The organism is Selenomonas sp. oral taxon 136 (assembly GCF_001554015.1).
Lineage (GTDB): Bacteria > Bacillota > Negativicutes > Selenomonadales > Selenomonadaceae > Centipeda > Centipeda felix.
On record NZ_CP014239.1, the window covers coordinates 272166 to 298826 of the forward strand.

Annotated in this window: 24 protein-coding genes; 3 read left to right on the forward strand and 21 right to left on the reverse strand. The window is 58.2% G+C overall.

What is annotated here, in order from left to right; translation table 11 throughout:
• Positions 1 to 31: 31 nt before the first annotated feature.
• The 7 genes from AXE86_RS01235 to rfbB form a co-directional block, all read right to left on the reverse strand.
• Complete coding sequence (locus tag AXE86_RS01235) at positions 32 to 1477, reverse strand: DUF438 domain-containing protein (protein WP_061943815.1); 1446 nt, start codon at positions 1475 to 1477, stop codon at positions 32 to 34.
• Positions 1478 to 1742: 265 nt separating this feature from the next.
• Entirely contained in the window at positions 1743 to 4316 is a 2574-nt protein-coding gene (gene clpB / locus AXE86_RS01240; protein WP_061943818.1) for an ATP-dependent chaperone ClpB, read from the reverse strand.
• A 137-nt stretch (positions 4317 to 4453) separates the two neighbouring features.
• Positions 4454 to 4579: a secretion protein HlyD gene (locus AXE86_RS12980; RefSeq protein WP_071884734.1), complete on the reverse strand. Its 126-nt coding sequence runs from the start codon at positions 4577 to 4579 to the stop codon at positions 4454 to 4456.
• 39 nt (positions 4580 to 4618) lie between these two features.
• The gene (locus AXE86_RS01245) at positions 4619 to 6508 is read right to left on the reverse strand and encodes a glutamine synthetase (RefSeq protein ID WP_061946907.1); all 1890 of its coding nucleotides are present in this window, start codon (positions 6506 to 6508) and stop codon (positions 4619 to 4621) included.
• 146 nt (positions 6509 to 6654) lie between these two features.
• Entirely contained in the window at positions 6655 to 7401 is a 747-nt protein-coding gene (locus tag AXE86_RS01250) for an ABC transporter permease (protein ID WP_061943821.1), read from the reverse strand.
• Positions 7398 to 8186 carry an ABC transporter ATP-binding protein gene (locus AXE86_RS01255; RefSeq protein ID WP_061946908.1) on the reverse strand — a complete coding sequence of 263 codons (789 nt, stop codon included), beginning with the start codon at positions 8184 to 8186 and terminating at the stop codon, positions 7398 to 7400. The genes AXE86_RS01250 and AXE86_RS01255 overlap by 4 nt, the downstream gene beginning before the upstream one ends.
• A gap of 24 nt (positions 8187 to 8210) precedes the next feature.
• Positions 8211 to 9218 carry a dTDP-glucose 4,6-dehydratase gene (rfbB, locus tag AXE86_RS01260; protein ID WP_061943824.1) on the reverse strand — a complete coding sequence of 336 codons (1008 nt, stop codon included), beginning with the start codon at positions 9216 to 9218 and terminating at the stop codon, positions 8211 to 8213.
• 121 nt (positions 9219 to 9339) lie between these two features.
• Here rfbB and AXE86_RS01265 point away from each other — a divergent pair, with 121 nt between their 5' ends.
• Positions 9340 to 10857, forward strand: a complete 1518-nt coding sequence (locus tag AXE86_RS01265; RefSeq protein ID WP_061943827.1) for a Y-family DNA polymerase — start codon at positions 9340 to 9342, stop codon at positions 10855 to 10857.
• 29 nt (positions 10858 to 10886) lie between these two features.
• Positions 10887 to 11096, forward strand: a complete 210-nt coding sequence (locus tag AXE86_RS01270) for a hypothetical protein (protein ID WP_009442682.1) — start codon at positions 10887 to 10889, stop codon at positions 11094 to 11096.
• Between the two features lie 200 nt (positions 11097 to 11296).
• Here AXE86_RS01270 and AXE86_RS01275 read toward each other — a convergent pair whose 3' ends face one another.
• The 9 genes from AXE86_RS01275 to AXE86_RS01315 all read right to left on the reverse strand — a co-directional run bounded on the left by AXE86_RS01275 (position 11297) and on the right by AXE86_RS01315 (position 19619).
• Positions 11297 to 11983 (reverse strand): fructose-6-phosphate aldolase, encoded by a 687-nt coding sequence (locus tag AXE86_RS01275; RefSeq protein ID WP_061943830.1) that lies wholly within the window; start codon positions 11981 to 11983, stop codon positions 11297 to 11299.
• A gap of 65 nt (positions 11984 to 12048) precedes the next feature.
• Positions 12049 to 12834: a tryptophan synthase subunit alpha gene (gene trpA, locus AXE86_RS01280; protein WP_009442684.1), complete on the reverse strand. Its 786-nt coding sequence runs from the start codon at positions 12832 to 12834 to the stop codon at positions 12049 to 12051.
• On the reverse strand, positions 12831 to 14018 hold the full coding sequence (trpB, locus tag AXE86_RS01285) for a tryptophan synthase subunit beta (protein ID WP_009442685.1): 1188 nt from the start codon (positions 14016 to 14018) through the stop codon (positions 12831 to 12833). The genes trpA and trpB overlap by 4 nt, the downstream gene beginning before the upstream one ends.
• A gap of 3 nt (positions 14019 to 14021) precedes the next feature.
• Positions 14022 to 14807: an indole-3-glycerol phosphate synthase TrpC gene (trpC, locus tag AXE86_RS01290; protein ID WP_061943833.1), complete on the reverse strand. Its 786-nt coding sequence runs from the start codon at positions 14805 to 14807 to the stop codon at positions 14022 to 14024.
• Between the two features lie 131 nt (positions 14808 to 14938).
• On the reverse strand, positions 14939 to 15550 hold the full coding sequence (locus AXE86_RS01295) for a phosphoribosylanthranilate isomerase (protein WP_061943836.1): 612 nt from the start codon (positions 15548 to 15550) through the stop codon (positions 14939 to 14941).
• A 236-nt stretch (positions 15551 to 15786) separates the two neighbouring features.
• Positions 15787 to 17832 carry a glycine--tRNA ligase subunit beta gene (gene glyS / locus AXE86_RS01300; RefSeq protein WP_061943839.1) on the reverse strand — a complete coding sequence of 682 codons (2046 nt, stop codon included), beginning with the start codon at positions 17830 to 17832 and terminating at the stop codon, positions 15787 to 15789.
• Complete coding sequence (glyQ, locus tag AXE86_RS01305; RefSeq protein WP_061943842.1) at positions 17829 to 18710, reverse strand: glycine--tRNA ligase subunit alpha; 882 nt, start codon at positions 18708 to 18710, stop codon at positions 17829 to 17831. Before glyQ ends, glyS begins: the two co-directional genes overlap by 4 nt.
• 73 nt (positions 18711 to 18783) lie before the next feature.
• Positions 18784 to 19056 (reverse strand): cell-division initiation protein, encoded by a 273-nt coding sequence (locus AXE86_RS01310; protein WP_083501137.1) that lies wholly within the window; start codon positions 19054 to 19056, stop codon positions 18784 to 18786.
• 20 nt (positions 19057 to 19076) lie between these two features.
• The gene (locus AXE86_RS01315; protein WP_061943845.1) at positions 19077 to 19619 is read right to left on the reverse strand and encodes a 3'-5' exonuclease; all 543 of its coding nucleotides are present in this window, start codon (positions 19617 to 19619) and stop codon (positions 19077 to 19079) included.
• 247 nt (positions 19620 to 19866) lie between these two features.
• On the opposite strand from AXE86_RS01315, the gene AXE86_RS01320 reads away from it, so the two are divergent.
• Positions 19867 to 21027 (forward strand): FprA family A-type flavoprotein, encoded by a 1161-nt coding sequence (locus tag AXE86_RS01320; RefSeq protein WP_061943847.1) that lies wholly within the window; start codon positions 19867 to 19869, stop codon positions 21025 to 21027.
• 222 nt (positions 21028 to 21249) lie between these two features.
• On the opposite strand, the gene ahbB is transcribed toward AXE86_RS01320, so the two are convergent.
• From ahbB to clpX, 5 genes are all read right to left on the reverse strand, one after another.
• A complete protein-coding gene (ahbB, locus tag AXE86_RS01325) occupies positions 21250 to 21738 on the reverse strand; it encodes a siroheme decarboxylase subunit beta (RefSeq protein WP_061943851.1) in 489 nt (162 codons plus the stop codon).
• Between the two features lie 21 nt (positions 21739 to 21759).
• Positions 21760 to 22218, reverse strand: coding sequence for a siroheme decarboxylase subunit alpha (gene ahbA / locus AXE86_RS01330; RefSeq protein WP_039980954.1), 459 nt, complete (start codon positions 22216 to 22218; stop codon positions 21760 to 21762).
• Between the two features lie 122 nt (positions 22219 to 22340).
• Complete coding sequence (gene yihA / locus AXE86_RS01335; protein ID WP_009442694.1) at positions 22341 to 22964, reverse strand: ribosome biogenesis GTP-binding protein YihA/YsxC; 624 nt, start codon at positions 22962 to 22964, stop codon at positions 22341 to 22343.
• A 10-nt stretch (positions 22965 to 22974) separates the two neighbouring features.
• Positions 22975 to 25293 (reverse strand): endopeptidase La, encoded by a 2319-nt coding sequence (lon, locus tag AXE86_RS01340; RefSeq protein ID WP_061943853.1) that lies wholly within the window; start codon positions 25291 to 25293, stop codon positions 22975 to 22977.
• A gap of 97 nt (positions 25294 to 25390) precedes the next feature.
• A complete protein-coding gene (gene clpX / locus AXE86_RS01345) occupies positions 25391 to 26656 on the reverse strand; it encodes an ATP-dependent Clp protease ATP-binding subunit ClpX (RefSeq protein ID WP_050343407.1) in 1266 nt (421 codons plus the stop codon).
• Positions 26657 to 26661: the final 5 nt, after the last annotated feature.

A 26661-nucleotide genomic window follows, 5' to 3' on the forward strand; every position in this document is an offset into this window, starting at 1 on the left:
TTTTTCTTGACAGGTTCTTTTATCTTATCTTTCAGCGGCAAAATTTCTCGAGTGCCTCGGCGTGATCGGTCACGAACTCGACCGTGCCGAGATACTCACCGGCCGCATCGTACATTGCCTGATAGTGTACGCGAATCGGACGCTCGCGGATGTAGCGGTGCACAATCATCTGCGTGCGCTTCTTCGCCTTGAAGTCCGCAATCAGATTGCGCACGACGGGAATGATCTCGGGCGGATGGCAGTTGATCACGTCACGCCCGAGCGCGGACATGGGACGCGTGAAGACCTGCCCCTCGTTGGTAAAGAAGCGGACGACGTCGTCCTTGTCGATGAAGGTGATGTCAACGGGCAGGAGTTTGAAGATCGCCGTCAGCTGCTCCATTGTGAGCGTGCCCGTTGGAAATTGAAGCACTCCCCCAGACGGTGCATCGGCAACGCGCGCCGCCTCCTGATCGAGCCATGCCTGTGCCTCCGGCCACGCGGGAAGGTCAACGCCGAAGGACGATCCCATCGTCACGAGATCGTGGTAGGCGCGGTACCACTCCATCTGCGTAAAATACCGCAGGCTGAGCGGGAACAGGATGCGCTCCTCCTTAAAGGTCATCTCGCGCACGCGCTGTACGAGATCACGAATGCGCGACTCGTAGAGCGGCAGTGTCTCTGCATCCGCCTTGAGTGCCTTGATGATCATGCTGAGCTCGCGCTTCATCTCATCGTCAATGCCCCACATCACCTGCGACGGCCCGGTAACGCCATAGTCATAGAGCACCGGCATCAGCAGCTCTTCCTTTTTTATGTAGTGCATCCGCAGATCGCCGAGGGAAAGCATGTGCGTCAGCATGACATCCATGCGCTTCGCGCCGTCCAGCTCCGCCATAATCGTATCGAGCAGCTGTTCAAGAGCGTGATTCTCCGCGCGCAAAATCGTCAGCGGATGTCCCTCGGGCAGTGCGTCCATATCATTCGGGTCGACCGATGCTGCCTGCGCGTGAATCTCATCATGCGAAAGCGCACCTGCGGGCGGAGCAGACGCCGTCCCATGAAAGAGCGCGGAATGCACGTCACAGAGGCGCTGCACCTCACTGACCGGCATGCCCTCCTTGATGAGGGATTGCTCTGCATCCATGATCTCATGAGCCTCGACGTGGCTGAACTCCTTGACAAAATCCTTGCGGACGGAGTCCAGTTCCTCCCCATCCGACAGGCGCTCGATAAAGCCGCGCAGACGTCCCTGCCGCGACTGTGCGTCGTCACTGAGCACGGTATAGCCGTGCTCCTCGAAGGCAGCAATTACCTTCGCGAGATCAATTCCCTTCACCGCCGCGCCGCGCGGGATCGTCATGATGCGCCCCATCACGTTGAGCGCAACGGGATTGGTGATCTCCTTGAAGCCGACCTCCGCCATGATCTCCCGCACCTCGGGATATTCCTCCACCAGTTCGGCAACGCTCTTCTTCAAATCCAGTGTCTTCTCCATAATGAAAGCCCCTTTATATCAATTATAATTTTCACCTTGATGTGACAATTATAATGCAGGAGGGTGAAGAAATGCTGTAACCGTTGGTACGGAAATTAAATAGGGAGCAACATGAAGGAAAACACTCCTTCATGTTGCTCCCTATTGTGCCCCTTCCACCGCTTCGTGGTCCCCCTTCCCCGCAAGCGGGGCAGGCTTTTGGATTACGGCATATTCGCTTCCCCCGTCGCAACGAGGGAGGCAGTGATCCGATCGTGGCTCTCGCTTACAGCGTCTGAAACGTAAATGCCGTTCCGTCGAAGCCAAGCTCGACCGTGTCACCGCCGCGCACATCGCCTGCGATGATCTTCTTCGAGAGCGCCGTCTCGATCTTATGCGTGAGGAGACGCCGCAGCGGGCGTGCGCCAAAGTCGGGATCAAAGCCTTCCTTCGCAAGTGCCTCCAGTGCATCATCCGTCCACGCGAGTGCGATGTCCACCTGACGCTCAAGGCGTTTGCTGAGCGACTTCAGCATGATCGCCGCAATGCGCTTGACATCCTCCTGTGTGAGTCCTTTAAAGACGATGGTGTCGTCGACGCGGTTCAGGAACTCGGGGCGGAAATACTCCTTGAGCAGTGCCTTCACTGCCGCCGTTGCCTCCGCATAGTCCTTGCTGAGAATCTCATGTGAGCCGAGATTGCTCGTCATGATGATGACGGTGTTCTTGAAGTTCACCACACGCCCCTTGCCGTCCGTCAGGCGTCCATCGTCGAGGATCTGAAGCAGCACGTTGAACACGTCGCGATGCGCCTTCTCGATCTCATCGAGCAGAATAACGCTGTACGGACGACGGCGCACTGCCTCGGTGAGCTGACCGCCCTCGTCGTAGCCGACGTATCCCGGAGGCGCACCGATGAGACGTGAAACACTGTGCTTCTCCATGTACTCGCTCATGTCGATGCGGATCATGCTCCGCTCATCGTCAAAGAGCGACTCCGCAAGGGTCTTGGCGAGCTCTGTCTTGCCGACGCCCGTCGGCCCAAGGAAGATAAACGAGCCGATCGGACGGTTCGGATCCTTGATGCCGGCACGTGCGCGCAGAATCGCCTCGCTGACGGCGGTCACCGCCTCATCCTGTCCGACAACGCGCTCATGGAGCACATCCTCCAGACGGAGCAGCTTCTCGCGCTCGCCCGTCATCATCTTCGTGACGGGGATGCCGGTCCAGCGGCTGACGACGCGGGCAATATCCTCCTCGCCGACCTCCTCCTTGAGCATCTGTTCACCGTCCGCCTTTGCAGCGAGTGCCGCTTCCTCGTCGGCGAGCTTCTTCTCAAGCTCCGGCATCTTGCCGTATTTCAGCTCCGACGCACGGGCGAGATTCTGGGCGCGCTCGGCCGCCTCCATCTCGCCGCGCACCTCGTCCATCTCCTTTTTGATGGCACGTACGCGCAGGATCGCCTGCTTCTCACCTTCCCACTTCTCTTGGAGCTTCTGCTCCTCCGCGTGAAGTCCTTTCTTCTCGGTGACAAGTGCCGCAAGCTTTTCCTTCGAGTCCTCGTCTGTCTCTTTCTTCAGTGCTTCTTCCTCGATGTCGAGCTGGAGGATTTTGCGCCGAATCTCATCGAGCGGTGCGGGCATGGACTCAATCTCCGTGCGCAGCTTTGCCGCTGCCTCATCGACGAGGTCAATCGCCTTGTCGGGCAGGAATCGATCGGAAATATAGCGGTCAGAGAGCGTCGCCGCTGCAACGAGTGCTGCGTCGCGGATGCGCACGCCGTGATGCACCTCATAGCGATCCTTCAGGCCGCGCAGGATGGAGATGGTGTCCTCCACCGTCGGCTCGCCGACCATGACGGGCTGGAAACGCCGCTCAAGTGCTGTATCCTTCTCGATGTACTTGCGGTACTCGTTCAGGGTCGTAGCGCCGATGCAGCGAAGTTCCCCGCGCGCGAGGAGCGGCTTTAGGAGGTTGCCCGCATCCATTGCTCCCTCGGCAGCCCCCGCGCCGACGACCGTGTGCACTTCGTCGATGAAGAGGAGGATCTGTCCCTCAGACTTTGCGATCTCGTTGAGAACGCCTTTGAGGCGTTCCTCGAACTCGCCGCGGAATTTTGCTCCCGCGACGAGCGCCCCCATGTCGAGCGAGTAGAGCGTCTTATTCTTCAGCGACTCGGGGACATCGCCCGCCACGATGCGGCGTGCCAGTCCTTCGACAATCGCCGTCTTACCGACGCCCGGCTCACCGATGAGCACAGGGTTGTTCTTGGTGCGGCGCGAGAGAATCTCGATCGTGCGGCGAATCTCCTCGTCGCGGCCGATCACGGGGTCGAGCTTGTTCGCACGTGCCGCCGCCGTAAGGTCGCGCCCGTATTTCTCAAGCGACTGATAGCCCTCCTCGGGATTGTCGCTCGTCACGTTTTGCTTGCGGTTCTTCTGGATGGCATCCTGTACGCTGCTCTTCGTCAGACCGAACTCGCGCGCAATCGCCTGTACCTCCTCGCTGCCGTCCGTCACGATGGCGAGCAACAGATGCTCCGTCGATACGTAGTCGTCCTTCATGGACTTTGCGAGCTCCTCGGCACGTCCGAGCACGCGCACCATATCCATCCCCATGCCAAGGCGGTTCGAGCCGTGTACGCTCGGGATGGAGGCGAGCTCCTTCTCCAGACGAGCCTTGAGCATCGGCAGATCCACACCGCAGACCTCAAAGATCGTTGCGAGCAGTCCCTCGGGCTCTTTGGCAAGTGCGAGCAGCACATGTGCCGACGTGATTTCCTGATGATAGCGCATCGCCGCAATCTGCTGTGCCGATTGGAGCGCAGCCAGCGTCCGCGCAGTATATTTATCCTGTTCCATAGGTATCCCTCCACTGTTTTCCTGTTTGATGGTTCTATTATAACAGATAAGGTCAAAAAGTCAAATATGATTTTTGTTTTTTTGACTTTTATGCAAAAAAATCTGCCGACGTGCGGCAGAGTCCATTTTTTAGATGTTTAGGGAAGCACTGATAAATTCGGTACGACCATCTTGACGCATCTTTTTCGCCCGCTTTTTGTTAGCAAATCCTCCACATAGCTCTTGCTATGCGTCCGGTTTGCTGCCTCAATCGGACAAAAAATCTACGCCAATCTGGCATACCTCATTTTATCAGCGATTCCCTAGATCATATTCTTCTTATAGCTGTCGTAGAGTCCCTTCAATTCCTCCATCTTCGCGTACATCTCGAGCTGCAGCGCCGATGCCGTTGCATCATCGCCGTCATTCAGTGCCTTGATCAGCAGGGTAAAGAGCGCCTTGTCGTCAATCGTATCCTTTGCGAGGTAGACGCGCAGGTCACGAATTTTGTTCCACATATAGGCATCCTGATCCGTCACGAAATCGCTCTTGATCTCCGTCATACGGCGAACGATATCGCGGTTCTCCGGAATGATGCGGCTGATCAGCTCGATCTTCCAGCGCAGGAGAGCACCGGTACGGAACGAGTCAATGATGCGCGGCGTCAGCGTTCCGCCCGCCGTGATGACCGCGAGCTTCTTCTCGTTGTGCTCAAAGCCGAGCATGTTCTCCCAGACCGTCGCGGGCGGCTTACCAAAGCGTGCATCGCGCTCCTCCGCCGTATAGTGCTCAAAGACATCCTCCTCGCTCCGATAGGCGCGGTCTGTCTCGAGGTAGAGCCCCTGCTCACCCGGCTGCTTGGAGAGCTCGGCGAGCAGTTCCTCTGCCGTGCGCCCCTTCGTGTGCAAAACGCCGTCGAGGATGGCGAGATACGAGGCGGCGAGGACGAAGTACGTATTCGAGTACGGATTCGTCGCACGCAGCTCAAAGCGCGTAGCCAGTGGATTCTTGATATCGCGGATGAGGCTCACGAGCACCGTGCGGTTGCGCGCGGGGATCGCAGGCGTCGCGCCAAAGGACGTAACAATGCAGACCGGCGCCTCAAAGCCCGGCTTCAGGCGGTTGAATGCGTCATTGGTCGCCGATACGAACGGATTGATGACCTCGTAGTTGCGCAGGAGTCCCATGAGTGCGCCATAGCCGACGGCGCTCATATAGTGTGCATTCTGGTCGTCTGCTGCAAAGAGGTTGTGGCGTTTGCCGTCCTTTGTGATGGCCGCGAGGCTCAGATGGGTATGCTCGCCATTTCCCGCCAGACCGATGAGCGGCTTTGCCTTGAAGTTCACCTCAAGCCCGTAGAGACGGAAGATCTCGCGGACAAAGGTACGGATGAAGAGCTCGTTGTCCGCCGCCTGTACCGCATCGTCATATTTCCAGTCGATCTCGATCTGCTCGCAGACATGGGTCATGCGGCCGGTATCGTCGATCTGCGCCTTCACGCCGCCGACCTCTTTATGCCCCATCTCCATGTGGAACCCATATTTTTCGAGTTGGATCAAGCACTCCTCAAGCGCCGAGCGCACGGCACCGTGCGTCCGCTCCCAGTACTGCTCGTTCATCACCTGCGACGCCGACATCTCCTCAATCGAGGCATTGTCGTCGAGCGGCGTTTTGACCCAGAACTCGAGCTCTGTCGCGGAGGTGAATACGATATCCTCAATGTCCGCACCGTTCAGACTCGGCGCCGCAGAGATCTTCGGATTCTCATGGAAGAACTTCAGCAGTTCCTTCTTTACATAGACAAGCGTATCCGTGAGCACCGCGCGGGGATCGACGCGCTTTCCCTCATGCACGACGAAGGACGGGATGCGCAGCGTGCCGATCGGCAGCCCCGTATCCTCATCCGAGCTCTCAGGATTATAGTCCACAAACCAATTGACAGAGGGGTCAACAGGGAGATCCACCTTGGCGTTTTCGATCGTTGCAATCTTCGGCAGAACAACCGAGGAGCCGTCCGTCTGCACGGCCGTACCATTGTAGAAAGCGTCGATATCGTCGAGAAAAATCTGTACCGGAATCTTCTCATCTGTATCATTTCCCGCCATATCAATGCCGACGAGTGAGACGAATCGCACCTCGGGATGTGCTTTCAGTTGGGCGACAATTTCCTCACGCGGCGTATGGGCAGGAATTTTGTAGAGAAGTTCATTCATCATGCATACCATCCTTTTCCTAGAAGATATCGAAGGGGTTCTCCCGTCCACGCGGTAAAACCACGCGCCCATCTTACCATTTTTCAGCGTGGATTGTAAAGCGATTGAGAAATGTATTCACACGATTAATAATTCCCTAATACCGTCTACTGCCGATTCCACGCACACAGCCGACGCTCTGCCAGATCGAGCAGGATGAAGAGCAGCAGTCCGATTGCACTCAGCACGACGATGCCGGCGTACATATCGAGGTAGTTCACGCGCAGCCACGCGTCCATGATGTAGTAGCCGATGCCGTACTGTGTGCCGAATGTCTCCGTAAAGAAGAGGACGGAGATCGCCGTTGCCATCGCCACGCGCACAGCCGTGATGAACTTCGGCAGCGAGGCGGGCACAATGATGTGGCGCACCATCTGTCCGAATGACGCGCCGAGCACGCGCAGCGGGAAATACGTGGCCGGCGGAATCGCGGCAACGGCATCGCGCACCGTGACGATCACCTGAAAGACGATGATGAGAAAGACCAGCAGCAGCTTGCTCGTCTCCCCGACGCCAAAGAGCAGCATGACGACGGGCAGGAGTGCGATCTTCGGGATGGGGTAGGTCAGATAGAGGATCGGGGCAAGGAGATGATTGACGCGCCGAAAATAGCCCATCAGGATGCCAAGCGGATAGCCGACGGCAACGGCGGCAAGCACGCCCACAGCAATCCGCATCAGGCTGTACGCCGCGTGAATGGCAATCGTCCCTGTGAATGTCGCTGTCAATCGGAAAAACACCTGCACGGGCGATGGGATCACAGGCTTTTGAAAGAGCTCCGCCGCGCCCGCCCAAAGGAGAATACAGGCGAGCATCCCGACGGCGATCATCCGCAGTGAGAGTTTCTCCATCATGCCCCCTCCCCAGCGATCTTTTCGCGCAGTGTCTGCCCCATGGCGGAGAACGCCGGAGACCCACGGCGTGCGGTATCACCGACAAACGCGTTGTCGATCACCTCGACGATACGGCCGGGTTTTCCGCACATGACGGCAATGCGGTCGGCCAGCATCAGTGCTTCCTCCACGTAATGCGTCACGAGCAGGGTTGTCACCGCATACTTCCTGCGGAGGGAGAGGAACACCTCCTGCATCGCCTCGCGCGTAATCGCGTCGAGCGCGGAGAATGGCTCATCCATCAGGAGCAGGTCGGGGGCGAGAAAGAATACGCGCGCCAGTCCGACGCGCTGCTGCTGTCCGCCCGACAGCTCATGTGGATAGCGCGTCAGCAAGTCTTTAAGGCCCAGCTCATCGACCAATGCGTCCAGCCGCTCCGCATCTTCATCGCGGCGAATGCCCTTGATCTCTGCCGCAAGCAGGATATTCTCGCGCACGGTTTTCCATGCAAGGAGCCCATAGTTCTGTGGGAGAAATCCGATCCGCAGGGCACGCGGATCAAGGGGTGCACCGCCGCAGGTCACCTGCCCCGATGTCGGATGAAGAAGTCCTGCCCCAACGCGCAGGAGCGTCGACTTGCCGCAGCCCGATGCCCCGATCAGTGCGAGCACCGTGCTGCGCTCCAGCTGTACGGACACATCCGCGAGCGCATGGACCTTATCGTCTCCGCACCCGTAGTCCACAGAGACATCCTTAAAACAGAGCACGCATTTTCCTCCTATGCACGCCGTGCATGACACCTGCATCCACACAGAGGAGCTGCCACTGCGTCATGCCTCGGCATTTCGTTTCTCATAGACACCGCTGAGGATGTCCTCCCACCACGACGTATGGTCACGATACCACGCAACAACCGCCTCAATGCCGTCATCGAACTTCGTCTGCGGCTGCCAGCCGAGTTCCCGTCCGATCTTGGTCGGATCGATGGCATAGCGGCGATCGTGCCCCTTGCGATCCGTGACGTAGGAGATCTGTTCCTCTCCCCTGCCCAGAACGCGCAGGATCGTACGGACGACATCGATATTGGAGCGCTCATTGTGCCCGCCAACGTTATAGACAGAGCCTTCCGCCCCACGGCGCACAATCGCATCAATGGCACTGCAGTGATCGTCCACATGCAGCCAGTCACGGACGTTCTTTCCATCGCCGTAGACAGGGAGCTGTTCCCCCTTCATGGCGCGGATGACCATGAGCGGAATCAATTTTTCGGGGAACTGGAACGCACCGTAGTTATTGGAGCAGCGCGAGATCGTCACGGGAACGCCATAGGTACGCGCATACGCCTGCACGAGCAGATCAGCCGACGCCTTGGAGGAGGAGTAGGGACTGGACGTGTGCAGCGGCGTCTCCTCTGTAAAGAGGAGATCGGGACGATCCAGCGGAAGATCGCCATATACCTCGTCTGTCGATACCTGATGATAGCGTTTGATGCCATATTTGCGGCATGCGTCGAGCAGGATGCTCGTGCCGATGATATTCGTCTGAAGGAAAATCTCGGGCGTCTCAATCGAGCGATCCACATGTGATTCCGCCGCGAAGTTCACGACCACATCGGGCTTCTCGCGCGCAAAGAGTGCATCAACCGCCGCGCGGTCGGCAATGTCGCCGCGCACAAAGGTGAACTGCGAGGACTTCCTTGCCTCGGCAAGAGTCGCAATATTCCCCGCATAGGTCAGAGCGTCATAGCAGACGATCTGATCCTCTGGATGCTCACGCAGTTCATAGTAGACAAAATTGGCGCCGATAAATCCTGCGCCGCCCGTAACGATCATCTTCATGGCTGATTCCTCCGCATCGTTCTATATCCTCTTTTATTTTCGACGCGCCTCACGTTTTCCCTTTTTCTGATTTACAAGAAGCAAACACATGTGCTATGATAGAACTAAGGAGGAATACCGCATGACGAACCGCACCTACATCGCAATCGATCTAAAATCCTTCTATGCCTCGGTGGAATGCATCGAGCGCGGTCTGAATCCGCTGACGACGCATCTCGTCGTCGCAGATGAAAGCCGCACGACGAAAACGATCTGCCTTGCCGTATCCCCTGCGCTCAAAATGCACGGCATCGGCGGACGCCCGCGCCTCTTTGAGGTCGTCCGCGCCGTGCGGGACGCAAACGCCAAGCGGAAATACCGTGCGCCGCAGCACAGGCTCACGGGTGAGACAACGGATGCGACAGAGCTCGCCGCATCTCCGCACCTCGGCATCGCCTACCACATCGCCCCGCCGCGCATGGCACTCTACGTCGCATACAGCGTGCGCGTCTATGAGGTCTATCTGCGGCATATCGCGCCGGCGGACATCCACATCTACTCCATCGACGAGGTGTTCATCGACGCGACGAGCTATCTGGACACCCTGCATATCTCCGCACACGACTTTGCCCTGCGCCTCATCCGCGAGGTACTGCAGGAGACCGGTGTTACCGCGACCGCCGGCATCGGGACGAATCTCTACCTAGCAAAGATCGCCATGGACATCGTCGCCAAGCGCATGAAACCCGATGCGGACGGGGTACGTGTGGCACAGCTGGATGAACTGAGCTATCGGCAGGCGCTCTGGGCGCATCGCCCGCTCACGGACTTCTGGCGCATCGGCAGGGGCTACGCTGCAAAGCTCGAGGCAAACGGCCTCTATACCATGGGCGATATTGCACGCTGTTCCCTCGGCAAGGCGTCTGAGCACTATAACGAGGATCTGCTCTATCGTCTCTTTGGGGTACAGGCAGAGCTACTCATCGACCACGCTTGGGGTATCGAGACGACGCGCATGGAGGACATCAAGCACTATCGCCCCAGGTCGCGCAGCATCCACCACGGACAGGTGCTGCAAATGCCATACGCCACCGACAAGGCGCGTCTCGTCGTGTGGGAGATGACGGATGCGCTCGCGCACGATCTCGCCGTAAAGCACCTCACCTGTGACCGCATTGAGCTGACCATCGGCTACGATGTGGAGTCCCTCACCCGCCCGGAGATCCGTTCTCTCTACCACGGCCGTATTCGGACAGATCGATACGGCCGCAGTGTCCCGTGGCCGTCACATGGGCACTGCACCGTGGAGCGCGGTGCGCCGCCGCGTGCATTGATGAACGCATTGACCCATCTCTACGATACGATTGTGAACCCGCATTTGCTCATCCGACGCATCACGATTTCTGCGCAGCACCTTCGGACGCTTGAGCAGGACAGTACTGATGCGGAGCAGCTGGATCTATTCTCTGCCGACGAGGCCGCAGGCACTGTGTTGACGGCGAAGGAGCGTCGTGCACAGGAAAAGGAAAAGGCACTTCATGCCGCCGTTGTTGCCATCAAGCAGGCCTATGGGAAGAATGCCATCCTGCGCGGGGCAAACTTTATCGACGGGGCAACCATGCGCCAGCGCAACGGACAGATCGGCGGACACAAAGCATAGCGTACGCACGGATAAAAGGAGGCACGACCATGCAGCGAAATATCCATGACTACGATGACATCATCCATCTTGCGCGGCCGATCTCCCGCACCCATCCGCCCATGTCACGGCACGACCGTGCGGGGCAGTTCGCCCCATTTGCGGCGCTCAACACCCTCCATGCCGCCACCGCGCGCGCAGAGCTGCGTCATGCGGCACAGTATGAGGAGTATGAGAAATACGATGAACCGCCTGCGTAAGCAGGCAAATTTGACAATGGGCTGTTGCACGAAGCTGAAAACTTCGTACAACAGCCCATTCTTTGTGCCCCTTCCCCGTGATAACGGGGAAGGCTTTTGGGAATAACAGCATATAGCTTCCCCCGCACTTTGAGGGAGTGGCGAGCATAGCGAGCCGATGGGGGCGTGCAGCCGCTCTTCTTTGCCTTATTGGTACGATCTCATTCGTCTGCCAGCTCCGCGAGTGTCTTCCCGCCGTAGAGCCCCGTCCAATCGTCGGAGAATGCCTGCACCGCATCTGCAACGACCTGCTTGACAAAGATGCCGCGCAGAACATCAGGCGCCACGGTGACGGAATGCGCACCTGCGAGAATTGCACGATCGATCTGGGCGGGCTGCTTGAAGCTCGCCGCAAGAATCTCTGTCTCATAGCCGTAGTGGGCAATAATGCCGGCAATATTCCCGATCACAGACGCTGCATCGACGCCGAGCGCCTCCATGCGGTTATAGTACGGGGCAATGCAGTCCGCGCCAGCCTCCAGAGCCATGAATGCCTGATCCATCCCGTAGACGACCGTCGCCGTCACGTTTGCCCCCTGACGGCGAAGGGCTTTGATGACCTTGACCCCTTCAAAGTCGACGGGAACCTTGATGAATACCTTCTCATCAACATGGCGAAACACCGCCTCTGCGTCGCGCATCATCCCGTCATAGTCCGTCGCCGTCACTTGAATATGCAGGGGGCGAAGCTTTCCGATGATGGAGCGAATCTCACGCATGTGGGCAAAGAACGGGACACTCCCCTCCTTCTTGACGATGCTCGGGTTGCTGGTTACACCGGCGATCGGCAGATATTCCGAAAGCGCACGAATCTCATCGAGATTTGCCGAATCAATCAGATACTTCATGGTATAGGATCTCCCTTCACATGGCAAAGCCCACCGACTTCACAGCGGTGGGCAATATTGTTCCCTTAAGCATCGAGTGCCTTGCGCATCGCAGCGATCAGCTGGATGCCGCCGTCGATATCACCGTCGAGAATGTGCTTGACGACTGCACTGCCGACGATCACACCATCTGCCTGCTTTGCGGCGCGTGCGGCAGCCTCGGGCGTACCGATGCCGAAGCCGATGGCAAGTGGGATATTCGTATAGCGGCGTGCGGCAGAGCAGACCTTCCCGATGATGCTGTAGTCGATCTCCTTGACGCCTGTGACACCATAGTTCGAGACGCAGTAGACGAAGCCCGCCGCATGACGGCACGTCTCCGCCATGCGCGCCTCCGTCGTTCCCGGCGTGATGAACTCCGTCAGTGTAAAGTCATGCACATCGCAGATGCGGCGCATTTCCTCCGACTCTTCGTGCGGAACATCGGGCAGGATCACGCCGTCCATCCCCGCTGCCTTGAAGTCCGTGACAAAACGCTCAAACCCATAGTGGTTCACCATGTTGATGTAGCCCATGCCGACGATGGGGATCTCCGAGTGTCTGCGGATCTCCTTGACGATCTCAAGTGCCTTCTTCATCGTCATGCCGTTCTTCAGTGCCTCGACACTTGCCGCCTGAATCACGGGGCCATCCGCCATGGGATCGGAGAACGGCAGGCCGAGCTCGATGAGATCGGCGCCCGCCTCCTCGGCACGGCGTACGATGTCCACGGTTGCCTCCGCACTGGGGCACCCTGCCGTCACGTAGATGTAAAGCCCTGTCCGCCCGTCGGCGCGGAGCTTTGCGAGTTTTTCATTCATCCGCTTGCTCATGCGATGTCCTCCCCCAGCTCCTTTGCCACCATCTGCACGTCCTTGTCGCCGCGTCCTGAGAGACAGACGACAACGCGCTCGCCCGCCTTGGTCTTGGGCATCAGCGTCTCCAGATACGCCAGTGCATGCGAGCTCTCGAGCGCGGGAATGATCCCCTCGATGCGCGAGAGACGCTGGAATGCGTCGAGTGCCTCTCTGTCCGTCACGGAGACATAGGTGACGATGCCCTCGTCCTTAAAGTAGGAATGCTCCGGACCGACCCCGGGGTAGTCGAGCCCTGCTGAGATGCTGTACGCCTCAATGACCTGCCCGTCCTCATTCTGCAGGAGGTTGCTGTACGCTCCGTGCAGGATGCCCGGCGTACCGCCGCCGCTGAGCGTCTTGGCATTGTCGCCGTCCGCATCGCTGCGCCCGCCGCCCTCGACGCAGAACTTCTTCACGTCGGCATCATTGCGAAAATCATAGATCGTACCGATGGCGTTGCTCCCGCCGCCGATGCAGGCAACGAGATAGTCGGGTTTCGCGTGGAATTTCTCCTCTGCCTGTGCGCGAATCTCCTCACCGATAACCTTCTGGAAGTCGCGCACCATCATCGGATAGGGATGCGGACCAACGGCGGAGCCGATGACATAGTAGGTATCCGTGATGTTCGTCGCCCAGTAACGGATCGCCTCGCTCGTTGCATCCTTCAGCGTTCCTGTACCGCTCGATACGGGGACGACCGTCGCGCCGAGCAGACGCATACGGAACACGTTGAGCTTCTGCCGCTCCACGTCAAGTGCACCCATGAAGATGCGGCATTCCATTCCAAAGAGTGCCGCCACCGTCGCCGTCGCCACACCATGCTGCCCCGCGCCCGTCTCTGCGATAATGCGCTTCTTGCCCATGCGGTGTGCAAGGAGTGCCTGGCCGAGCGCATTGTTGATCTTATGCGCCCCCGTATGAAGAAGATCCTCGCGCTTGAGATAGATGTCCGCCTTGCCGTAGTGCTTCGTCAGCCGCTCGGCAAAATAAAGATTCGTCGGACGCCCTGCATACTCCTTGAGGTAGCTGCGGTACTCCGCCTGAAACGCCGCATCGTCACGGTATTTCAGATATGCCTCTTCCAGCTCATTCAGTGCCGGCATCACAATCTCGGGCACATACTGCCCGCCATAGTCGCCGAATCGTCCCTTCTTGCTCATATATTATTGCTCCTTCGTCTCAACATCAACCAGTTCTCTTGCAAACGCCCCGACATCCGCCGCACGCACCAATCCCTCTCCGACCAGCACGCCTTTGCACCCTGCCGCACGAACGCGTTCCGCATCCGCACGGGCAAAGATGCCGCTCTCGCTGATGAGCGTACGATTCTTGTCTGCGTAGGGCAGGAGGGCGAGCGTCGTCTCCACGCTCGTCTCAAAGGTCACGAGATTGCGGTTGTTGATGCCGATGAATTCTGCCGGCGTTTCCTGTGCAGTTTCCAAATCACGGCGGTCGTGCACCTCTACAAGAGCGTCCATCCCAAGACTCCACGTCAGGTAAAGCAGCTGCTTCAGCTGCTCCGGCGTGAGGATGCGCACAATCAGCAGAACGGCATCCGCGCCCAACGCACGCGCCTCGTAGACCTGATAGGGATCGATGATAAAATCCTTGCGCAGGAGTGGTGTATTCACACGCGCACGCACAGTGGAAAAATCCGCGTTGCTGCCGAGAAAATGCGGATCGGTGTGCACAGAGAGCACGGCCGCGCCTGCCGCCGTATAGATATCGGCGAGTTCCGTGACCGTGTGCGCCGTCGTCAGCCGTCCCTTAGCGGGCGACTGCAGCTTGCACTCGGCGATTAGCCCCCAGCCATGCCATCGGAAGTGCTCCGCCATGCGGAACGTTCCACAGGACAGATCCCGTTTCAGTACATCGAGCGGCACGGCTTCCTTCGCCGCCGCGACAATGCCGCGCTTCTTCGCCACAATTTCAGCAAGTATGTCGCGCATTGTGCACCTCCTTCAAATGATTCATTCTGCGCCTTTCGGCGTATTTGTCTATCTTAGAGGAGAATGCGGCATTTGTCAATGAGAGGGCGCACATGGCCGTGTACCGCTCGCGTTCACGCGGGGCAAATACATCATCGGTGTGCATGTACCGCCGCCATAAACGCTGTGATTTTTGCCTTGGATTTCACGCCGTCCTCCTCCAGCCCTCCCGATACATCAATGCCGAATGGATGAAAGGTCTCGACGGCCTCCCCGACATTCGCCGCCGTGATGCCGCCCGCAATCAGTACGGGCTTCGTGACGCGCGCGATCTCCTGTGCCGCTTCCTGCCAGCGAAATGTCCGCCCCGTACCGCCTGCCGCCCCCTTCACGTAGCTGTCTACGAGAATGATCTCCGCAGGATAGGCGTTCGCCGCCTCCGCATCAAAGTCGTCCCCATAGCGGTACGCCTTGATCACGGGGCGCTCTGCCATGCGTGCCATCTCTGCCGTCTCATGGCCGTGGAGCTGCACATAGTCCAGCCCCACGGCAGCGGCAATCCGATTCACCTCCGCCATCGGCGCATCGACAAAGACGCCTACCTTCTTCACATGCCGCATTTCCCGCGCAATCTCGCGCGCCGTCTCCGGCGTGACATAGCGGCGACTGCCCTGCGCGAAGATGAACCCGATGTAGTCCGCTCCCGCCGCCTCTGCCGCGCGTGCCGCTGCTGCGGTCTGCATGCCGCACATCTTCACCCGCATACCATCATCACCCCTCCGATAAAAAACTGCTGTACGAAGATAGAAAGGCCTTCGTACAGCAGCGTTATTTGTTAGGGAATCACTGATAAAATGAGGTCTGCCAGATTGGCGTAGATTTTTTCGTCTAAGCGAGGTGGAAAACCGGACGCAGGGTGGTGCTCTGTGGAGGATTTTCCGCCGAAGTGCGGACAAAAAAGATGCGTCAAGATGGTTGTACCGAATTTATCAGTGCTTCCCTAGTTCAGCACAATTTTGCTGTAATCTGCCGTCTCCAGCAGATAGTCGTCGATCATCTTGAGGAGCGACAGGCGATTCTCCTTGACGCGCGCGTCCTTGTCCATGACCATGACCGCATCGAAGAATGTGTCGATCGCCCTCCCGAGTGCCTGCTCGGCGGGAAGCGTGTCCTCGCCCTCCGCGCGTGCAGCCGCCGCGGCCTGATAGGCGGAGAGCAGCGCGCCCTCTTCCTCTGCCTGGAACAGCGCGGGATCCACCGTACCGCCCGTCACACTGCGGGCGATGTTCCCGACACGGACAAAGGACTGCACGAGCGCATCGCCCCCCTCCGATGCGAGCAGACGCTCCACATAGGCGGCGCGCACGGGGACATCTGCGACAAGATCCACATCGCCCAGCACCGCCTCCTGCACATCGTAGCGCACACCGCGCTCACTGAGGACGTTCTTCAGGCGCAGACGGATAAAGTCCGCCACATAGACCTGCATCTTATCCCGAAATTCTTCAAGGTCGTAGAGATCACACGCCTCATCGACAAGGTCGGAGAGAAGCATCGTGCTCTCCTGCTCGATCAACATGAGAACGAGCCCGAGCGCCTGACGGCGCAACCCGAAGGGGTCCTGCGAGCCCGTCGGAATCCTGCCTTGGCTGAACGTCCCGACAATATTGTCGATCTTATCTGCTACACTGAGGGCAACGCCGAGCGGCGTCTGCGGCAGCTCGTCCCCCGCAAAACGCGGCATATACTGCTCGTCAATGGCACACGCAACAGCAGGGCTCTCCCCATCGAGCAGGGCGTACTCACGTCCCATGATCCCCTGCAGCTCCGTGAACTCCGTCACCATGCCCGTCACGAGATCGGCCTTCGAGAGCTCGGCGGCACGCCGCGCATCGGCGAGAGCGGTGCCATCCGCATCACCCGCCGCCATCTCCTCGACAATCGCCGTCGTGAGCGCCGTGAGACGCTCCGTCTTTTCGTACATCGATCCGAGCCCCCGCTGGAACACGACCGTCTTGAGCTTTTCCCGATGCTCTGCAAGGGATTTTCTGCGATCCTCATCGAAGAAGAACTGCGCATCGGCAAGACGTGCCCGCAGCACGCGCTCGTTGCCGTGTGCCACGACATCAAGATGTGCCTTCCCACCGTTGCGCACCGTGATAAAAGCGGGCAGTAGGCTGCCGTCCGCCGCCTTGACGGGGAAATAGCGTTGATGGTCGCGCATCGGCGTAATCACCGCCTCGGAGGGGAGCGCCAGATACTTCTCCTCGAACGAGCCGCTGAGCGCCGTCGGATACTCCACGAGATAGAGCACCTCCTCGAGGAGGTCGGGCGTGATCTCCGCCGTGCCGCCGCACGCCTTTGCCGTCTCTGTGATCTGTTCGCAGATCATGGCGCGCCGCCGCTCGGGATCGACGATGATATACGCCTTCTCGCACGCCGCCTCGTAGTCCGCCGCCGACGTGATCACGAAGTCCGCCGGTGCGAGCGTCCGATGCCCGCGCGAGTGATTCCCGCTCGTCACTCCGGCAAGTGTAAAGGGCACGATCTCTGTCCCATAGAGTGCCACGAACCAGCGAATCGGGCGGATGAATCGGAAGTCCAGATCCCCCCACCGCATGCTGTTCGGCAGCGGAATCGCACGCACGAGGTCAGGCAGGAGCGAGGTCAGAAGCTCGGCCGTCGCTGCACCACTCTCATGCACGGAGGCATAGACATAGCCGTCACGCTGAATGAGGGCGGACGGATCGACGCCCTGTCCGCGCGCAAACCCCGCACCCGCCTTCGTCGGGTTTCCGTCCGCATCAAAGGCAATGGCGACGGATGGACCGCGCGTCTCCGTATTGACGTCTTCCTGCCGCTCTGCGAGACCCATCACAATGAGGGCGGCACGGCGCGGCGTACCGAGTGTGCGCACCTTCTCATAGGAAAGGCGGTGCTCCTTCAGCATCGTCTCCGCCAGCTGCGCCAAATCCTCCAGGAGGTGCGGCATCACATGTGCCGGAATCTCCTCCGTTCCAATTTCAAATAACAGATCCCGCTTCATGCCTTCCCCTCCTTTTTCAACAGCGGATACCCCAGTTCCTCACGCTGGGCGAGATACGCCTCCGCGCAGAGACGCGCGAGTTTACGCACGCGCCCGATGAACGCCGTCCGCTGGGAGACACTGATCGCCCCGCGTGCGTCGAGCAGATTGAACGTATGCGAGCACTTCAGCACGTAGTCATGCGCTGGATGCACATAGCCTGCCTCGATGACGCGCATCGCCTCCGCCTCGTACTTGTCAAACAGGTCAAAGAGCAGCTTCTCGTCCGAGAGATCGAACGCATACGAAGACTGCTCAAACTCATTCTGGTGGAACACATCGCCATAGGTCACATCATCCGTCCACGCGATGTCATAGACGTTCTCTACGCCCTGAATATACATGGCAAGACGCTCAAGCCCATAGGTGATCTCCACGGAGACGGGCTTTACATCCTGACCGCCAACCTGCTGGAAGTACGTGAACTGCGTGATCTCCATCCCGTCCAGCCAGACCTCCCAGCCAAGTCCCCACGCGCCCAGCGTCGGCGACTCCCAGTTGTCCTCGACAAAGCGGATGTCATGCTCCTCCGCGTGAATGCCGAGGCGGGCAAGGCTCTCAAGGTAAAGTTCCTGGATATTGTCCGGCGACGGCTTCATGATCACCTGGAACTGATGATGCTGATAGAGACGATTCGGGTTGTCTCCATAGCGTCCGTCCGCCGGGCGGCGCGAGGGCTCCACATAGGCGACATTCCAGGGCTCTGGCCCAAGAACGCGCAGGAACGTCCACGGGCTCATCGTCCCTGCGCCCTTTTCTACATCATAGGGCTGGGCGAGGATACAGCCCTGCCCCGACCAGAACTCCTGCAGTGTGAGGATAACCTCTTGAAATTTCATGCAAACAACCCCTCCAACAAAAAAACCGCGTATACCCTATTAAGAATACGCGGTTTTGAGAAAATAGCAAGACCTATTTAAAACTGTTCCGCAAACTCTGCAAAATAGTCGCCTGTCCTTCATTGATATCCTTATTCCATCGGCCATCATAGGCTCGATCGCCGGACGGAAGCAGGGCACACACAATGATGAGGAGGATAAAGGCAACGACGATACCGCCGATGATCTTACGCTGATAGGTGCTGCGCGCCTTTCGTACGCGCTGAAGCCGTGCCTCGAACTCCTGCTGTTTGCGCTCGCGCATCGACTGCATCGCCGCCTCCGTTTGACTCTTTTTCTTTGCCATACAGCATGCCTCCCTGCATATTAATCAAACAGGCTCTGTTCCTCATAGACCGGCTCTTTCATCTTTTGGTAGCAGAAGAGCGTCGCGAGCGTGTCCGCGAGTGCGCCGTGCGCCACCGTGTTTCCCCAGTCGTAGCGGTAATAGTCCGCACACTCCGTCAGCTTCCACCATCGGTAGCCGCCGCGCCGTGCATCGGGGACTTTGCGGAACGCCGAAAAAGCAAGCATCACATCATGACGGTTCGGGTTCGTAATGCGGATCCCCGACTGCGCCAGAAGGCGAATATCGAACTCGATGTTATAGCCGACAAGGAGTGTGTCCGGCGCATTGAAGAGACGTTCCAGCTCCTCACGATGCGCGAGAATGGGGTCACAGCCCGCGACCATCGCCGGCGATATGCAATTGATGCGCTCGGCATCCGGCCACTCTGCCTTACGCGCCGGCGCATACATACCGTCGACCATCGTCTCACCCGCGCCATTCACAACAGCGAGGGTCAGTACTTCATCATCACTGCGAAAGCCGGTCGTCTCCGTATCAAAGACCAGAACCTTTTCTTGCATCAAAAGCCCTCTTTCTTCTGGTTATTTTATCCCAATTATACACGGCTTTCGTCATGATTATTATACAACAGACGGAATCATCTGTCAAGAAAACGCGTCACAAGACGCCCATCATCACAGGGTTGAGGGCAATTTGCGGTTGCAAAAGAACGGGTTTTACGCTAGAATACTTTTATAATATATAGATTATTTCTATAGCTTAAGTCTATTCACTGTTAATCCATCCTATGATTGAAAGGAGTCTTTTATGAACGCCATCAAACTCCGTGACAATATCTACTGGGTCGGCGCCATTGACTGGTCCATGCGCAGCTTCCACGGCTACGATACGCAGCGCGGCTCATCATACAACGCCTACCTCATCATTGACGATACGATCACGCTGATCGATACGGTCAAGCACGGCTTTGAGGAGGAGATGCTCGCGCGCATGTCCTCCGTGATCGATCCGTCGCAGATCAACTGCGTCATTTCAAACCATGTAGAGCCGGATCACTCCTACGGCGTCTCCCTCATCTCCTCCCTCGCGCCGAGCGCAAAGATTGTCACGAGTGCGCCGAACGGACTCAAGGGGCTGCGTGCCTACTATGGAGAGCTCCCCTATGAAACCGTCAAGGCAGGCGACAGCATCTCGCTCGGCAAGCGCACCCTGCAGTTCATCCCGACCCCCATGCTGCACTGGCCCGACAGCATGGTCACCTACTGCCCCGAGGAGAAGATTCTCTTCTCGAACGACGCGTTCGGACAGCATCTGGCATCGGGCAAGCGCTTCGACGACGAGAATGACCTTGCTATCCTCTGTGAGGAGGCGAAAAAATACTACGCCAACATTCTCTTCCCGTACGGGGCACAGGCAAAGGCGGCACTCAAGGCACTGCACGGGCTCGACATGGAGATGATCGCCACGGGACATGGCATTATCTGGCGTTCCCATATCCCTGAGATCATCGAGCGCTATAAGCAGTGGTCGAGCGGCGAGACAGAGGAGCGCGCCGTCATCGTTTTCGACAGCATGTGGCACTCCACCGAGGCGATGGCGCATACGATTGCTGAGGCGTTCATCGACAAGGGGTACTCCGTCGGCTACTATGACATCAAGAAGAACTCCCATGCGGACATCATGACGGATATCCTCACGAGCCGCTATCTCGCCGTCGGTTCACCGACGCTCAACAACACGATGCTCCCGACCATCGGCGGTTTCCTCTGCTATATGCGGGGACTCGCACCGAAGGGACGCAAGGCTTTCGCCTTTGGCTCCTATGGCTGGGGCGGGCAGAGCATCCAGCAGATTGAGGACGAGCTGAAGGCGGGCGGCTGCGAGATCGCCATGGACAAGGTACGTATCCTCTACGTTCCGTCCGAGGAACAGCTCAAGGCACTCCACGATCAGGTGATTGCACTCTAAGGAAGCACTGATAAATTCGGTACAACCATCTTGACGCATCTTTTTTGCCCGCACTTCGGCGGAAAATCCTCCACAGAGCACCACTCTGCGTCCGGTTTTCCACCTCGTTCGGACGAAAAAATCTACGCCAATCTGGCAGACCTCATTTTATCAGTGTTTCCCTAAAAAACATAGAACCCCCGAAGGCTCAAGATAAAAGCCTTCGGGGGTTTTCTATCCATATCACTCTTCCACAAAGTACTGCATCGATGTCTTCTTCCACTCTTTCTTGGTGTAGAGCATCGCGCGATCCTCGATGCCCGTCGCGGCTGCGAGTTCTTCTGCAATCTTCTCGCACTCCTCACGGCTGAAACCATGGATCATCGTATAGACATTATAGCGCCAATCCGCCGTACGATTGCGGTCATAGCAATGGGAGACGCGCTCGTGCTGCGCCATCCGCCGCGCCACTTCGTCCACGCGCGCGTCGGGGACATTCCAAACACAGAGGCAGTTGGACGTAAAGCCGACCTCGCGGTGACGGAGAACCGCGCCCATCTTCCGGATCTTCTTTTCTGCAATCATACGCTCCACACGCTGCAGAAACTCCTCCTCGCTGATGCCGATTTCCGCCGCGAGTGCCTTGTACGGCTCGGCGACAAGCGGAAACTGCCCCTGCAGGAGGCGGATGATCTTACGGTCGAGAGCATCGACCTCGATTGCTTCGCCCATAGATATGCCTTCCTTCCTGCATCAGTTCAGCTTAAACTGCACGTTGATCTTATATTTCTTATTCGCTTTCAGGTCCATCAGACGCTCCACCCCGGGCAGCGCCTTGATCTCTCCGATGATCTTCTCCTCCGTCGCCTGCGACGGTGTCATGAGCGTAAACCATAGGTTATACCTGCCCTCGCGCTCATAGTTATGCGTCACGCCCGTATAGCGATTGACCGCCTGTGCGACGGACGAAAGCTGCTCCGGTGTCACACACAACGCGATCAGTGTCCCCTGATAGCCAAGGCGTTCCGAGTTGAAAAATGTCCCAATGCGCCGCAAAAATCCGTCCGCCTTCAGGGCGTCCAGCCGCTCAAGCACATGCTCCTCCGTCGTTCCGAGCATCTCGGCGAGACGCGCAAACGGCCGCGAACACACCGGCAGGTTGCCCTGCAGGAGGTTCAGCAGCCGTTTGTCAAATTCTGTCAGTTCTGCCATTGAAGTCTCTCCCATATACCGTGCACCATCTTCATGCACCGGTATCGGATCGTCTTGCTCATGGACAATCGTATCATAGGACACAGGCACAAAAAATGAATGCGATTCACTTCTTTACGTGCCTATTCTAACAGATATTCCTTCATCACGTCAAGGAGTTCCGTACGCCCTTCGTTTTTCGGCACGGAATATGGCAGAATCGAAAGATCAGGAACGTCGAGCGTCCTGCGCATCAGGGACAGCTGTTTTTGCCGTGCCGTGCGCCCAAGCTTATCCGCCTTCGTGGCGATGACCAGCACAGGTATATCATGCGATACGAGCCACTCAAACATCTTTCTGTCGGAGGGCATGGGGGCATGACGAATATCGAGCAGGAGACAGACAAAGTGCAGATTCTCTGCATGGAGAAAGTACTCCTCGATAAACTTTGCCCATGTCTTTCGGCTCTCACGCGCCGCCTTGGCATAACCATAGCCCGGCAGATCGACCAGGTGTACAGGATGCCGCTCTTCCCCACCGTCGATGCGCATGAGCAGCTCATAGAAGTTGATCGTCTGTGTCTTCCCCGGTTTCCCCGAGACATGGGCGAGTTGGCGAATGCGTGTCAGGGAGTTGATGAGAGACGACTTCCCGACATTGGAGCGTCCGATGAAGGCGACCGCGGGACGCTGTTCCTCGGGGTACTGATCGCGCCGTACCGCAGAGGCAAGATAGGCAGCCTTTGTAATGACAACCGGCTCAGACATGCTGCACCTCCTAATTATACAGCGCGACCTTCAGTACCTCGTCCATGTGCGCTACGGGTACAAACTCAAGTGACGCACGCACCGCATCGGGAATATCCTCGATATCGCGTTCGTTTTCCTGCGGCAGGACGATGGTATGCATACCCTCGCGATAGGCAGCGAGCGTCTTCTCCTTCAGCCCGCCGATCGGCAGCACATTTCCGCGCAGCGTGATCTCCCCCGTCATAGCGACATCGGCGCGCACCTTGCGCCCCGTGAGTGCTGAGATCATCGCCGTCGCCATGGTGATGCCCGCCGAGGGGCCGTCCTTCGGAATCGCCCCCTCGGGCAGATGGATGTGTATGTCGTCCGTCTCGTAGAAGTTCTCTGCCAGATGGAGCGCATCCGCACGGCTGCGCACGTAGGAGAGTGCCGCCTGTGCCGATTCCTGCATCACGTCGCCGAGCTGCCCCGTGAGGATGAGTTTGCCCTTCCCGCGCAGGATGTTGACCTCCGTCCGCAGCACGTCGCCGCCGACCTCCGTCCACGCAAGCCCCGTGACGACACCGACGAGGGGCTTCTTCTCCTGCCGCGCCGGATGGTACTTCGGACGTTCCAGAAACTCCGTAAGATTCGCCTTCGTCACGGCGATGGGCGGCGTCTCCCCTTCGACGATGCGCCGTGCTGTCTTGCGGCAGAGCTGACCCACGACGCGCTCCAGCTCGCGCACCCCCGCCTCGCGCGTATAGGAGCGGATGAGCACAGGATAGACGCCTGCACTGATGCGGATGTCCTTTGCCTTCAGCCCGTTCTGTATGCGCTGACGCGGCAGGAGATGCCGCCGTGCGATCTCGACCTTCTCCATCTCCGTATAGCTCGAGAGGTTCAGGATCTCCATGCGGTCACGCAGCGGCGCAGGAATGCGCGCGGGGTGATTTGCCGTGACGATCCAGAACACCTGCGAGAGGTCAAACGGCAGCTCCACGAAGTGATCGCTGAACGTGCAGTTCTGTGCAGGGTCAAGAACCTCAAGAAGCGCAGCGGAAGGATCGCCATGAAAGTCCATGGCTATCTTGTCTACCTCATCGAGGAGAAAAACGGGGTTCTTCGTACCGGCACGGCGAATCCCCTCGATGATGCGGCCCGGCATCGCGCCGACATAGGTGCGGCGATGCCCGCGTATCTCCGCCTCATCACGGATGCCGCCGAGCGAGATACGGATGAACTCCCGCCCCATCGCACGGGCAATCGACGCTCCGAGCGACGTCTTGCCGACACCGGGTGCACCGACGAGGCAGAGGATGGGGGCATTCTGCTCCGGTGCCAGCTGACGCACGGCAAGATAGTCGAGGATGCGCTCCTTGATCTTTTCGAGTCCGTAGTGATCGCGTTCGAGCACAGCGCGCGCAGCATTCATATCGACCGTCTCTTTGGTCGTGTGCATCCACGGCAGTTCGATCAGACAGTCCAGATAGCTGCGGATCACACCGACCTCGGCACTCATCGCAGGGCTGACGTCGAGGCGGTGAATCTCACGCTCGATGGTCTCGCGTACGGCATCGGGGTACGCCCCCTCCGCGAGAGCTGTGCGATAACAATCCACATCAGCGGACTTATCCGCATCGTCGCCGAGCTCCTTATGGATTGCCTTGATCTGCTCACGCAGATAAAAATCGCGCTGAACCTTGTCCATCTGCTTACGTACACGACGGTTGATCTTCTGCTCGATCCCCATGATGTCCAGCTCATAGACGAGCACCTCATAGAGACGATGCAGGCGTGCGCGCACATCAATGGTGGCAAGGATATCCTGCCGCACCTCATGCTTCAGGCTCAAATGGCTCGCGATAATATCCGCCAGACGTCCCATGTCCTCCATGATTGAGATCGACACCAGCGCCTCGGACGGAATCTTATGAGAGAGCTTCACCCACTCCTCGAATTTGCTCGTTACCCCGTGAACGAGTGCCTCCATATCCTTTGTGGAGGGCGTTTCCACACTCTCCTCGTCAATCACATGGACATCCGCCTCCGCATACGTCTCCCCCTCGCGGATCTCCATGATCTCCGCACGCTGCTGTCCGTCCACGAGAATCCGCAGCACGCCCTCGGGCAGGCGCAGAAACTGACGGATCTCCGCAACTGCACCGACATCATAGAGGTCTGCCGCCGTCGGGTCATCCAGTTCCGGATCCTTCTGTGAGACGACGAGAATCCGACTGTCTCCTGCAATCGCAGCCTCGATGGCGGCAACGGAGCGATCGCGTCCCACGTCGATGTTGACCATCATGTGGGGATAGACCACAAGTCCCCGCAGGGGAAGCAGCGGCAGTGTTTGTTTTTCAGACATGGTCGCGTTCCTTCCATCTATAGAAAAAAGGAGCACCGCACGCTGCAGGCTCCTTTCATTGGTATGTCGATATGTGTCAAAGGAAACACAGAGACCTTTAATTGGCGGCTGCCATCTTCTGTGCGCCCGCACCGTCGATGGTGAGGATCGGGTCACTGTGGTTGACAATGACGTCCTTCGTGACCTGACATGCTGTCACGCCATGGATCGACGGCACCTCATACATGACGTTGCGCATGATCCCCTCGACGATGGCACGCAGACCACGCGCGCCCGTCTTATGCGTCAGCGCTTCCTTCGCGATCAGGTGCAGTGCATCCTCCTCAAACGTCAGACGCACACCGTCCAGTTCGAGCAGCTTTTGGAACTGCTTGACAAGAGCGTTCTTCGGCTCTGTCAGAATGCGAACGAGTGCCTCCTCATCGAGGGAGTTCAGCGTGACTACGACAGGCAGGCGCCCGATGAACTCGGGAATCAGCCCATTCTTCATCAAATCCTCGGGAATGATCTTGCTGAGCGACGCCCCCACGGTAACGCGGCGCTTTGAGCGCACCTCGGCACCGAAGCCCATCTGCTTCTTTCCGAGGCGCGATTCGATGATCTCCTCAAGGCCATCAAACGAACCGCCGCAGATAAAGAGAATGTTCGTCGTATCGATCTGCAGGAGTTCCTGCTGCGGATGCTTGCGCCCGCCCTGCGGCGGTACGGAGGCCGTCGTCCCCTCAAGGATCTTGAGCAGTCCCTGCTGAACGCCCTCTCCCGAGACATCTCGCGTGATGGAGGGGTTCTCCGATTTGCGCGCAATCTTATCGATCTCGTCGATGTAGATGATGCCGCGCTGTGCCTTCTCGATGTCGTAGTCTGCCGCCTGAATCAGCTTCAGCAGGATGTTCTCGACATCCTCGCCGACATAGCCGGCCTCCGTGAGAGAGGTCGCATCGGCGATGGCAAACGGCACATTCAGGATGCGTGCCAGCGTCTGCGCCAGCAGAGTCTTGCCGCTGCCCGTCGGACCGATCATGAGGACGTTCGACTTGCGCAGCTCCACATCCTCGTTCTTTCCCTGACCGGCATGAATACGCTTGTAGTGATTGTAGACCGCCACGGAAAGCGATTTTTTCGCCTCATCCTGACCAATGACATATTGGTCGAGAATGCGGCGGATCTCCTTTGGCTTCGGAATATCCTTGAGTCCGACATCAATATCGTCGCCAAGTTCCTCCGCAATGATCTCATTGCAGAGTTCGATGCACTCATCGCAGATATAGACGCCGGGCCCCGCCACGAGCTTCCTTACCTGCTCCTGCGTCTTACCGCAGAACGAGCACTTGAGCTGACCCTTGTCGTCCGCCCCAAATTTCATCGCAT

Bases quoted from the DNA above. Each gene is read 5' to 3' on its own strand.
- glyS (WP_061943839.1), bottom strand. From the start codon at position 17,832: ATGAAGCGGGATCTGTTATTTGAAATTGGAACGGAGGAGATTCCGGCA.
- yihA (WP_009442694.1), bottom strand. From the start codon at position 22,964: ATGTCTGAGCCGGTTGTCATTACAAAGGCTGCCTATCTTGCCTCTGCG.
- AXE86_RS01255 (WP_061946908.1), bottom strand. From the start codon at position 8,186: ATGCAGGTGTCATGCACGGCGTGCATAGGAGGAAAATGCGTGCTCTGT.
- AXE86_RS01250 (WP_061943821.1), bottom strand. From the start codon at position 7,401: ATGATGGAGAAACTCTCACTGCGGATGATCGCCGTCGGGATGCTCGCC.
- rfbB (WP_061943824.1), bottom strand. From the start codon at position 9,218: ATGAAGATGATCGTTACGGGCGGCGCAGGATTTATCGGCGCCAATTTT.
- AXE86_RS01245 (WP_061946907.1), bottom strand. From the start codon at position 6,508: ATGAATGAACTTCTCTACAAAATTCCTGCCCATACGCCGCGTGAGGAA.
- AXE86_RS01270 (WP_009442682.1), top strand. From the start codon at position 10,887: ATGCAGCGAAATATCCATGACTACGATGACATCATCCATCTTGCGCGG.
- lon (WP_061943853.1), bottom strand. From the start codon at position 25,293: ATGTCTGAAAAACAAACACTGCCGCTGCTTCCCCTGCGGGGACTTGTG.
- trpB (WP_009442685.1), bottom strand. From the start codon at position 14,018: ATGAGCAAGAAGGGACGATTCGGCGACTATGGCGGGCAGTATGTGCCC.
- clpX (WP_050343407.1), bottom strand. From the start codon at position 26,656: ATGAAATTTGGGGCGGACGACAAGGGTCAGCTCAAGTGCTCGTTCTGC.
- trpA (WP_009442684.1), bottom strand. From the start codon at position 12,834: ATGAGCAAGCGGATGAATGAAAAACTCGCAAAGCTCCGCGCCGACGGG.
- AXE86_RS01265 (WP_061943827.1), top strand. From the start codon at position 9,340: ATGACGAACCGCACCTACATCGCAATCGATCTAAAATCCTTCTATGCC.
- AXE86_RS01295 (WP_061943836.1), bottom strand. From the start codon at position 15,550: ATGCGGGTGAAGATGTGCGGCATGCAGACCGCAGCAGCGGCACGCGCG.
- AXE86_RS01320 (WP_061943847.1), top strand. From the start codon at position 19,867: ATGAACGCCATCAAACTCCGTGACAATATCTACTGGGTCGGCGCCATT.
- clpB (WP_061943818.1), bottom strand. From the start codon at position 4,316: ATGGAACAGGATAAATATACTGCGCGGACGCTGGCTGCGCTCCAATCG.
- trpC (WP_061943833.1), bottom strand. From the start codon at position 14,807: ATGCGCGACATACTTGCTGAAATTGTGGCGAAGAAGCGCGGCATTGTC.
- ahbB (WP_061943851.1), bottom strand. From the start codon at position 21,738: ATGGGCGAAGCAATCGAGGTCGATGCTCTCGACCGTAAGATCATCCGC.
- AXE86_RS01235 (WP_061943815.1), bottom strand. From the start codon at position 1,477: ATGGAGAAGACACTGGATTTGAAGAAGAGCGTTGCCGAACTGGTGGAG.
- ahbA (WP_039980954.1), bottom strand. From the start codon at position 22,218: ATGGCAGAACTGACAGAATTTGACAAACGGCTGCTGAACCTCCTGCAG.
- AXE86_RS01315 (WP_061943845.1), bottom strand. From the start codon at position 19,619: ATGCAAGAAAAGGTTCTGGTCTTTGATACGGAGACGACCGGCTTTCGC.
- AXE86_RS01275 (WP_061943830.1), bottom strand. From the start codon at position 11,983: ATGAAGTATCTGATTGATTCGGCAAATCTCGATGAGATTCGTGCGCTT.
- glyQ (WP_061943842.1), bottom strand. From the start codon at position 18,710: ATGAAATTTCAAGAGGTTATCCTCACACTGCAGGAGTTCTGGTCGGGG.
- AXE86_RS01310 (WP_083501137.1), bottom strand. From the start codon at position 19,056: ATGGCAAAGAAAAAGAGTCAAACGGAGGCGGCGATGCAGTCGATGCGC.